This window comes from Bradyrhizobium sp. 45 (assembly GCF_023073155.1).
Classification (GTDB): Bacteria; Pseudomonadota; Alphaproteobacteria; order Rhizobiales; family Xanthobacteraceae; genus Bradyrhizobium; species Bradyrhizobium canariense_D.
The window spans coordinates 1-9,399 of the sequence record NZ_JADPIX010000158.1; the positions used below are offsets into that span (position 1 = coordinate 1).

14 protein-coding genes are annotated in these 9,399 nt (G+C 59.0%); 12 read left to right on the forward strand and 2 right to left on the reverse strand.

All coding sequences use genetic code 11. The annotated features are described in order from the left end of the window. The 12 genes from IVB42_RS41720 to IVB42_RS41775 form a co-directional block, all read left to right on the forward strand. Window positions 1–1,541 (forward strand): TonB-dependent receptor (locus tag IVB42_RS41720; protein WP_247472221.1); only part of this gene is annotated, 1,541 nt, incomplete at its 5' end. Window positions 1,542–1,581: 40 nt separating this feature from the next. After that, window positions 1,582–2,403, forward strand: a complete 822-nt coding sequence (gene exbB / locus IVB42_RS41725; protein ID WP_247368160.1) for a tonB-system energizer ExbB — start codon at window positions 1,582–1,584, stop codon at window positions 2,401–2,403. A 3-nt stretch (window positions 2,404–2,406) separates the two neighbouring features. Next, on the forward strand, window positions 2,407–2,838 hold the full coding sequence (exbD, locus tag IVB42_RS41730) for a TonB system transport protein ExbD (protein ID WP_247368159.1): 432 nt from the start codon (window positions 2,407–2,409) through the stop codon (window positions 2,836–2,838). Next, window positions 2,835–3,560: a TonB family protein gene (locus IVB42_RS41735; RefSeq protein ID WP_247472223.1), complete on the forward strand. Its 726-nt coding sequence runs from the start codon at window positions 2,835–2,837 to the stop codon at window positions 3,558–3,560. Before exbD ends, IVB42_RS41735 begins: the two co-directional genes overlap by 4 nt. Before the next feature lie 20 nt (window positions 3,561–3,580). After that, the gene (locus IVB42_RS41740) at window positions 3,581–3,877 is read left to right on the forward strand and encodes a hypothetical protein (RefSeq protein WP_247472225.1); all 297 of its coding nucleotides are present in this window, start codon (window positions 3,581–3,583) and stop codon (window positions 3,875–3,877) included. Next, window positions 3,843–4,292 carry a hypothetical protein gene (locus tag IVB42_RS41745; RefSeq protein WP_247472227.1) on the forward strand — a complete coding sequence of 150 codons (450 nt, stop codon included), beginning with the start codon at window positions 3,843–3,845 and terminating at the stop codon, window positions 4,290–4,292. Before IVB42_RS41740 ends, IVB42_RS41745 begins: the two co-directional genes overlap by 35 nt. Before the next feature lie 528 nt (window positions 4,293–4,820). Then, entirely contained in the window at window positions 4,821–5,210 is a 390-nt protein-coding gene (locus tag IVB42_RS41750) for a response regulator (protein WP_247368151.1), read from the forward strand. 10 nt (window positions 5,211–5,220) lie between these two features. Then, window positions 5,221–5,361: a hypothetical protein gene (locus tag IVB42_RS41755; protein WP_247472229.1), complete on the forward strand. Its 141-nt coding sequence runs from the start codon at window positions 5,221–5,223 to the stop codon at window positions 5,359–5,361. A gap of 181 nt (window positions 5,362–5,542) precedes the next feature. After that, window positions 5,543–5,737, forward strand: coding sequence for a hypothetical protein (locus IVB42_RS41760; protein ID WP_247368145.1), 195 nt, complete (start codon window positions 5,543–5,545; stop codon window positions 5,735–5,737). A gap of 423 nt (window positions 5,738–6,160) precedes the next feature. Then, window positions 6,161–6,331 carry a hypothetical protein gene (locus IVB42_RS41765; RefSeq protein WP_247368143.1) on the forward strand — a complete coding sequence of 57 codons (171 nt, stop codon included), beginning with the start codon at window positions 6,161–6,163 and terminating at the stop codon, window positions 6,329–6,331. A 550-nt stretch (window positions 6,332–6,881) separates the two neighbouring features. Continuing rightward, a complete protein-coding gene (locus IVB42_RS41770) occupies window positions 6,882–7,187 on the forward strand; it encodes a PilZ domain-containing protein (RefSeq protein WP_247368140.1) in 306 nt (101 codons plus the stop codon). 273 nt (window positions 7,188–7,460) lie between these two features. Continuing rightward, window positions 7,461–7,640, forward strand: a complete 180-nt coding sequence (locus IVB42_RS41775) for a hypothetical protein (protein WP_247368139.1) — start codon at window positions 7,461–7,463, stop codon at window positions 7,638–7,640. Window positions 7,641–8,118: 478 nt separating this feature from the next. Here the strand turns inward: IVB42_RS41775 and IVB42_RS41780 are convergent, their stop codons facing one another. Together IVB42_RS41780 and IVB42_RS41785 are read right to left on the reverse strand one after the other, a co-directional pair. Then, window positions 8,119–8,322 (reverse strand): cold-shock protein, encoded by a 204-nt coding sequence (locus IVB42_RS41780; protein WP_247368137.1) that lies wholly within the window; start codon window positions 8,320–8,322, stop codon window positions 8,119–8,121. A 270-nt stretch (window positions 8,323–8,592) separates the two neighbouring features. Beyond that, complete coding sequence (locus IVB42_RS41785) at window positions 8,593–9,270, reverse strand: hypothetical protein (RefSeq protein WP_247368136.1); 678 nt, start codon at window positions 9,268–9,270, stop codon at window positions 8,593–8,595. Between the last annotated feature and the right edge of the window lie 129 nt (window positions 9,271–9,399).

Below are 9,399 nucleotides of genomic sequence, written 5' to 3' on the forward strand. Positions count from 1 at the left end.
CGGCATATCGCTCCTTCGGTGGAGAAGTGGAGGCGTCAAGCACCCCCACGATATGCCGCCTTTCCGATTCCCGCCGTCACCAACTTTGGGCGATAGCTCAGGGGTTTGCCTACCTCTCCACTGTCGTCGATCCGACCACGCGGATCGTCTACATGGGTGGTGTTTCCAACAGTCGCTTCCAGATTCCGAACAATCCCGGCCAGGCGCCTCAATTCACAGCCTTTGGCGCGTCCGACTTCAATTCCGCCAATCTCAACGAGAACCAGCGTGAATTCAATTCGTTCAACGTGCTGGCGCTCCAATACTCCAGCAATGGGCTGGATCTGCAGACCTCTTATTTCAACCGCTATAGCAGCGTGCATTTCGTGCCAGACGTCGTCGGCGATCTCGTCTTCAACGGCGTGGCCTCGGACGTGTACCGTCGAAGTCTGACTCATGGCGTTCAAACCGATGCGGCTTACCGCCTCTCAGACGCTCATACACTGCACGCAGGCTTCACGGTCAGCGCTGAGAATGCCTTGGTGAGCAACGGATCGGTTCTGCTGCCAGTCGACAGCACAGGCGCTCCGGTTGATGCGCCCTTCAACGTGCTCGATCAAAGCAGCAAGACCGGCTTTCTGTTCGGAACCTATATCGCGGACGAATGGAAAGTGACAAACCAGCTCACCGTGAATTACGGGTTGCGGTTTGATCAGATGATGCAGTACACCAATGCGAACCAGCTCAGCCCGCGCATCAGCATGACCTACACCCCGAGGGACGGCACGGTGTTCCACGCCGGTTATGCTCGGTATTTCACGCCGCCGCAGCTCGTGCTGGCGGCACCGACCAATCTTGGCCTGGTGCAAAACACCACGCAGCAGCCGGAGGTGAACTTCGCAGATCCGGTTCGTCCCGAGCGTTCGCACTATTTCGACGTTGGCGTCACCCAGAAGCTCTTACCCGGTCTCGAAGTCGGCGTGGACGGCTACTACAAGATGGCCAGGGACCTGCTGGATGATGGGCAGTTCGGCGCTGCCTATGTGCTGACCGCGTTCAACTACGAAAAGGGCGACAATTACGGCGTAGAGCTCTCGGCGAAATACACGGACACGCATTTCCGCGCTTATGCCAACATCGCTTATGCGCGACAAATTGCGACGAACGTCGTGTCGAACCAGTTCTTATTCGGTGCCGACGAGCTTGCCTACATCGCGAGTCACTATGTCTACACCGATCACTCGCAGTGGGTCTCGGGATCGGCGGGCGCGTCGTACAAGTGGGATAGTGGCACCCGTGTTTCGATGGATGTCCTTTACGGCAGTGGTCTGCGCAGCGGCTTCGCGAACACCGCGTCGCTTCCCTGGTATTCGCAGGTGAATTTCGGCGTCTCGCATGAATTCAAATGGTTCAGCGACGTGAAGCCGACAACCTTGCGCTTCGACATCGTCAATGTGTTCGACACGATTTATGGAATCCGCGACGGATCCGGGATCGGCGTGTTCGCCCCGCAATTCGGGCCACGCCGCGGCTTCTTCTTCGGTATTTCGCAGAAGCTTTGAGCGGGGGCGGATGCGAAACCTCAACAGATACGAGAATCAGATGCGTCACACCGATCTCAAGTCACGGACCGCAACCCAAGGCCTGGCACGCCTGCTCGCGCTCCCGAGCGCCGTCGTCCTCTTGCTCGCCACGTCGACCGCTGCGCTGGCGCAGAGTGACGCCCCAAATCCGCTGTTGCCGCGGAATCTATCGCCATGGGGCATGTTTGTGAACGCCGACGTCGTGGTGAAGGCGGTGATGATCGGGCTCGCCTTTGCTTCGCTCGTGACCTGGACGATTTGGCTCGCCAAGACCATCGAACTGCGCTTGGCAGCCGGGAGCGTGCGGCGACGGCTAAGGATGCTGGAAAGCGGCCCGCAATTGTCCGAGGCGGTTCGCGCCTGCGACGGCGCAAGGGATGCTGTGGCGCAGCTCGTCCTTTCCACAGCGCGCGAGGCCGAACTTTCCGACTTCATCGTCGACGATGGTCTCAAGGAGCGTGTCGCGTTGCGGTTGGAACGCGTCGAGGCGGCAATGACTCGGCAGGTCTCGCGGGGCGTCGGGATCTTGGGCACCATCGGCGCGACGGCGCCTTTCGTCGGCCTATTCGGCACCGTTTGGGGGATCATGAACTCATTCATCGGCATCTCCGAGGCCCATACCACCAACCTCGCCGTGGTCGCGCCCGGCATTGCTGAGGCGCTGCTGACTACGGCGGTTGGCCTCGTCGCGGCGATCCCCGCCGTCGTCATCTACAACCATCTTGCGCGGGTGATCAGCGGCTACAAGGGCTTGCTCGGCGACGCCTCGGCGCAGCTTCTTCTCATGATCAGCCGCAGTGCGAGTTCTCCAGCGTCGATGCGGTTCCGGGCGGCGGAGTAGATCATGGCTGTTCGACTTGGCACGCGCGCGAACGACGATCTCGAGATCCATCACGAAATCAACGTCACGCCGTTCATAGACGTGATCCTGGTGTTGCTGATCATCTTCATGGTGGCGGCGCCGCTCGCAACGGTCGACATCGGCGTCAATCTGCCGGCCAGCACGGCCCCCGAACAGCCGCGCCCGGACAAGCCGGTGTTCGTGACGATCAAGTCGGATGGCACGATTGCAGTTGGGGATGCAGCCGCATCACGCGACGAGCTCGCGACTACGCTCGACACCGCGACCGGTGCGCACAAGGATGAGACGATCTTCATCCGCGCCGACAAGGCGCTCAGTTACGGCGAATTAATGGGAGTGATGAACGTCTTGCGTGATGCCGGCTATCTCAAGCTGGCGCTGGTCGGTCTGGAATCGCCGGCGCACAAGCCATGACGGTATTTGCGCTCCATCTGCCGGACAGACGCGGCCTTTCGCGCTGGAGCCTGGCTGCGATCATTGTTGCGGCTGCGCATGTGGCAATCGTCGCCTCCGTTACGCTGTGGTACGCGCGCCAGCCGCGCCAGCCGGCGATCATTCCAGCCATCGCGGTCTCGCTCGCGCCGATGGAGGCCTCCTCACCCGAGGTTCAGAACCAGGATCTCGCGATCGGGCCAGCCATGCAGCAGGCCGATGCGGCGCCAAAAGAGCCGCCCAAGACCGAAGAGCAGAAGCTCGAGCAGCAAGTACAACCGCCGCCCCCGCAGCAACAGGCTGATGTGACGCTTCCGAAATCCGAACCCAGACCTGTCGAGGAGCCCAAGCCTGAAGCGCCGCCGCCCGCTCCGGAAACCCGCGCGCCACCGAAAAGCGAGCGCGTCGGCCAGTTCGCGCAAGCCGCTTCGAACCGCTATGATGCTCTTGTTGCCGGTCATCTGGAACGCTTCAAGCGTTATCCCGCGGGGGCACGGGGTGAGGCGGGCACGGCCGTTGTCCGCTTCGCGCTGAACCGCAAAGGTGAAGTGGCGCGTGCCGAGGTGACGAGATCGTCAGGCCACACTGTGCTCGATCAGGAGGCCCTCGCGATCCTCCGTCGCGCCAGCCCGTTCCCTGGTTTTCCGTCCAAAAAACCGGGCGACCTCGAGACTTACGTCGTCCCAATCAACTTCCATCACTGAGCTTTCCTAACGACGGGGCGATGCGCCCGCAGGAGCGCCAGGATGTGCCCGTGCCGCTTCGCCATATCCTTGATAAACCCGGTCGTAGACGCCGTCCCAGCGCCAAAGAGCGGCCGGAAGCCGCCAGAAGGACCCTGTTAGAATTCCCGCAGCTCATCGACTACTACATCAAGCTGAAGGAACAGCACGGCGGCGAAGCAGCCGACCTTAGTGCCGAGAAGGTGCTTGCAACTGAATACACATTCATCCGGCAGGTCGCCGATATTCAACACACGCTGCTTCGTGAGACTACACGGAATCGGCGGCGGCGCCTATGAAGAGGCGCATGCGCGCGTCGGGTATCTGAAGGATGTCATCGAGAACAAGGGTGGACACCGACTGTTTTATCACCACGGGGCGCCAGTTCAGCGAGAAAAAGACCTTCAGATCCTCTACCGCCTGGTCTGGTTCGGGACGCCTTCCGATGTTGGTACCGAAGCAAACGACGGCAGAGGACCGGTTGATTTCAAAATCTCACGAGGCGCACACGACAAAACCCTCGTCGAGATGAAGTTGGCAAAGAATACAGCTAGAGCGAAACCTTCAGAAGCAAGTCCCGATTTACCAAGCTGCAAGCGACGCCAAAAATGCAATCAAGGTGATCCTCTATTTCAGCGTCGCCGAGCTTCGGAAGGTGAATGCAATTTTGAAGAAATTGGATATGACAGACAACAAGGATATCGTTCTAATTGATGCCCGCGTCGACAACAAACCGTCAGGTTCTAAAGCTTAACCGTATGCCGCGCGATCTCACCACCGGAGGGTCGACCACGATTACGACCGTGCCCCCACCGCGGTCACACTCGGGATCGCTGGCGATGTCCCGAGCAACACGGGCGCCATATTCGACCGCTAGTTCAGCAGAGCCAAATAGCTCCCCCGTGTCGTCCGCCTGTGTCTCTCCCTCGTGGAGAATCGGAAAGTAGTAACGTCGCATCGCCGCCCTCGTCTTTTTAGCGCGGCGATCATGCCCACGCCTCGGGACGGCGCGTACCTGTCGAAAAGGACAGGTTCGTCGAACAGCGCTATTCACCAGGGATGGCCCGATAGGGCGGCATTAGAGCCGACAGCAAGCAATCCCCAACTAAAGCCCTACGATCTTTGTTGCGCTGCGCTCCCTTGAAGGGAGTGGACGGCATCGCTATGCGCACTTTGGAACATAACTCGCTTCTCATGAGTTCCTGACCCGGAACACACCTGACCGGCGACAGGGAGAGAGGGATGCAAGGGGCCGCGGTTCTAATCTTGGTCGTCGAGGACGATCAGCTTGTCCGAGACCTGGTGACAGATGCATTGTCCGACGGCGGCTTTACGACCGAGGTCAGCGTCAGTGGAGAGGATGCCGTCAAACTTCTTCTAAGCGACGCCACCAAGTATCGAGCCCTCATCACCGACATCAATCTGTTTGGTACTGTTGACGGTTGGCAAGTCGGCCACCGCGCCAGAGAGTTAAATCCTGACATCCCTGTTATTTACATGACTGGTGCGGCGGCCGATCAGTGGTCCGCTCACGGCGTGCCCAACAGCATCCTATTGAGCAAGCCATTTGCGCCAGCGCAGATCGTAGCAGCCGTCGCTCAGCTTCTGAACACCGGCGCGCCTCCAGCGTAGTGTCACACTGATGCCTTCAAAGAAAAAGAAGGCCAAGAAGGCAACGGCTTCGTCGAAGCCGGGTCGAAAAGCTGCCATGCAGCAGACGATCCTGAATGAATTCGCCGAACTGCGGGCCTTGGTGAAGAAGCTGCTGCGCAAGGTCAATTGATCGGTGCTCCCTCGAAGGGAGTGATCGGCGTGCGCCCCAAGGGGCTACAAAAGTAAGACAGTAACGTTGGCAGTTTATTTTACGAGACGCCGCACCGAAATTCGCTCTATGATGTGCGTTCGGAAAATTTTCTACCCGATTTGCGCTGACTGAATTCGTTTCCAATCGGGGGTTGATTGCCATGCGCCCCATCCAAAGTGAGCAGATTGCAGCGCTATTCAAATTGCACGCCCAACAGCTTGAATCCCTTCGCATCGATCCCGAGATCGAGAGGGAATATTCAGAGATCCTTCTTTTAAGAGAGAAGATAAAATTGGCGACCGATCAGAAGAAGGCGCGCCGGCAATTCCTTGCTCGGTGCCTGCCACGCGCCTGAAGGTCAAGTGCGCTGTCGAAAAGGGTTGGATCGAGCTGCTCGAGAGCGGGACCTACGTCCGGCTGCTGGCGCCCGGGCAGGATACGTTGTCGCCCCGTTAGGAACCGTGCCCCGATTACCCGGTTTGGTCTCTCGCTGGCTCGTGCGAGCTGGCGGAGCGGCTCCGGCCCATAATACTCCAGCCCCCCAAGCCGGGGCCGTCTCTTGTGCTCTGTCCTGACGGACACAATGAAGATACCCAGAGGCAAGTTTATAGGCGAGCGTGTCGGCGGTCTCCCGGCACATGAGGCCGAACATTTCATCAAGTGCCCGGCTTGCGGTGGCTGGATCGATATGCGCGACCTAGGATCAGTTTTCGACCATGAGGGGCCGCTGCCCCATCCTGGCCAGGACTCAGGCACAACGGGGCGGAGTAAGCGATCTATGCCCATAGAGATATATCGTGGCCATGTGCTCGACCCCGACCAGATGGAGGCGCTTCGCGTCCAGCTTGAGAACTTCGACAGCATCCAGGAAGTCGACGCCGAGCTGCGCGGCATCATTGAGCGCAACTGGCCACATCTCATAGCAAAGCTCCCTCCGGATGACGTCTGAACGGATTTAAGCCTCTGAGCCCCCCGTATGGCCGCAAGCAAGAACATCCGCATTATCCCTCACGAAGCCGTGCCGCAGACCGGCAGCTTCGAGGTGCGTTTTCCGGACGGGCGCGCCAGCGTCTATTTTTCTTCGAGGATATTCCTGGCCGGCGCATGCGGCCGGAGATGCTCGACAGCGCTACAGCAGAGGCCAAGGCGAAAGCACTAGCCCGCGCCGAGCAAGACAAGCTGCCAAAGCCCTGAAGAGCGGCCCCTGTCCCAGCAACCTCGTCGTCTCAGCGTCCTTAACCGCCGCAACAACGCGGGTGGGCAGCGTAGCGTCGTGCGCAAGCGCTCTCCCTGATGGGCACCCGAATTAACCACTAGTTCCGATCAATTCTAATTGGACAACAACACTGCTTGTTAGCGGGCCCCACCGGCTCAATGTGTGAGTATGGCCGTTTTGCGGGCTTCGGCGGGACCGGAAAACTGACTTCGTAAGGGGCGAATCGCAATCGCAGCGATCGCTTCGATTCGAAAGTTACCTCCTCATCTTGGAGCATCTCGCCATGATCGAACGTCGTGCAATGGAGCGCATACCGATCAACCAGGCGGCGCAGCTGTCATTTGGTGGAATTCGTGGGACACATCCATGTATGGTGCGCGATATCAACGCCCTTGGGGCCTGCATCTCCACACCCTACTACGTGTTTGCGAACGAATTTGTGCTGTCGTTCAACGGCCATTCCGCAATTTTTATGTGCCGCGTCGTGTGGAGAAAAGGAACTCGTTGCGGCGTCTCGTTCCTTCTGCGCCATCGCTCGCCGAGATCGGCGGACTATTCCAGCGAGCCCTCAAACGTGGCAGTTGAGTAACGAGCGACTAACGATTGCGCGCTGACGCTCCTCAGCCGAAAATGAGGCGCGTAGTTCAACCGTCGCGCGATGGGCTGAATCCTCAGCAATGGGCTAACGGCGCTGTCCGCCATGTCGGCGGCGAGCTCGCTGCCGTCCTTCAGGCGAATGCCGTCCCGCGTGAACGTGTCGATCTCTTTGGGACCACAGAGGCGCGCTTAATGACGTCCGCGCGGGTTGCGCATACTGCGCTATGTTGTTAGACCGCGCTCCTATCAATGAAGGAGAGCCGAGTTGGCCAAAAAGAAAAAGACTGTCCGCCGCGAGTGGACGCGTGACGATATCAAGGACCTGAAGGCGCACTCCAAGGCACGGACGCCCGTCGTCAAAATAGCCAAGATGACGAAGCGAACCGAGGGAGCGCTACGTCAGAAGGCGATCGTGCTGGGAATTGGTCTGGGCCATCAGCGGTAGTGGTGGTCGCGCGCGCTTGCGTGTACCACGGCCGCTGCAATCAGTCGGAACGATCCCACCGGAAGGCCGTTGTGTCCGATGGTCAAAACGTCCGATAAATTTCGCGAATGCCGAGAACTGCCTGCAGCTCGCCGAGGGGGCGACCAATGCGCAGGCGGCACTCCGTTACAAGCGGATGGCGCAGGCTTGGTCCGCCTTAGCGACAGAACAGGATTGGCTCGACGGCTATCCTACACAAAGTGATCGGGCCGGCGAGTTAGCGGCGGACGCGATCGATGGTTTGCGCGATAAAGATGCTAGCGCCGCTGACGTCAAGGCTCGTAAGAGCCGACTCATAGATGGCCCAGTTGAGTTTCGGAAATCGCGCGTGGACAACGATTGATCGTCAGCCACGCGCCTCTCGTTGTGCCGAGGCGTCGTTCACCGACCTGTCTGACCGGAAAACGCCGCAAACCCGCTTGACCGGATTTTGGCTGTATCACCCTATCCGTAGATTTTCCGCCGAGTCTTTTCCGCGATTGTTCACGACGTCGAAGCTGACCTTAGCTCCCTCTGCGAGCGAGGTGTAACCAGTCTTCTCAACGGCGGAGATATGAACGAACACATCCTTGCTGCCCGAATCCGGTTGAATGAACCCGTACCCCTTCGTCGGGTTGAACCATTTGACGGTGCCTATAGCCACTTAACTTCTCCATTTGAGACCATGCTGAGCGTCCACTAAAAAACGGTCCCGGCACCCCTACATGCCGGGACCGTTGGAGGCGACTTGGCGGAATGGGATCGCCAAGCATCTCTAGCCTAGGAAGATTCAGCAGTCGGTTCTGTTCGCTTTTGAACATTGGCATACTGTTCCCTCGTGGGAACGGAGTTGGAAAGGCGTGCTAAGCGCAAGAGCCTGCGAGTTCTGACGGGAGGTTGCCGAAATTCATTTTCATGGTTGGCTCGCGAGTCATCAGCGCGAGACCAGCTTCTGCCCGACAACATCATTCGGCCACCGGGGAATGATCCGCGTGGAAATGCCGCTGGCGCCAATGGTCGTCAATTGCCCGAAACCGCCCACCCAACACGGAGTCCGGCCCTCAGTGAAGTCCCGGCTAGCGATATCACCCTGTGTTTTCAACGCAGCGATGACGTGACCATCAAGGCTTGCCGGTGCCTTCTCTATTGCTACCCTGATTTCCGTCTCTTGCGACTCGGTGTTGCACGGGCATGGACTAAACCCCCGCGGCATCTCAACGATTTGCCACGGCTCGATGTGCTCGCTGCCGGCCTGCAGCGTCGTCATCCGGAAAGCGGATGGGCCACCCTGTTCTGAGATTCCCGCGACCGACACCTCGAATGGACTCGCGGCGCCCATTGCGGCCATCCGGTCATTCAGCTCCTTAAGCGTGGGGCCGATCGCCTGCTGGAATTCGTCAAAGCCGCTTGCCGCTATTGTCGACAGAGCAAGCGACACGGCCTGAAAAACAACAAAGTGCTCGGCGCGGATCGTTGCAGCAGCCCGAAATTGAGGAAGCAAGGTCGCCTTGTTACAGATCGCTGTGATCGTCTGATCCGCTGTGCTCCATACGAGTGCATCTGAAATGAGATGAGCCCCGTCCGAGCCGACGATGAGGTTAGCTGCCGACATTAATAAATACCCTCGAATTGAAAGTTGACCGAGCTATCGCCCAAAGTTGGTGACGGCGGGAATCGGAAAGGCGGCATATCGTGGGGGTGCTTGACGCCTCCACTTCTCCACCGAAGGAGCGATATGCCG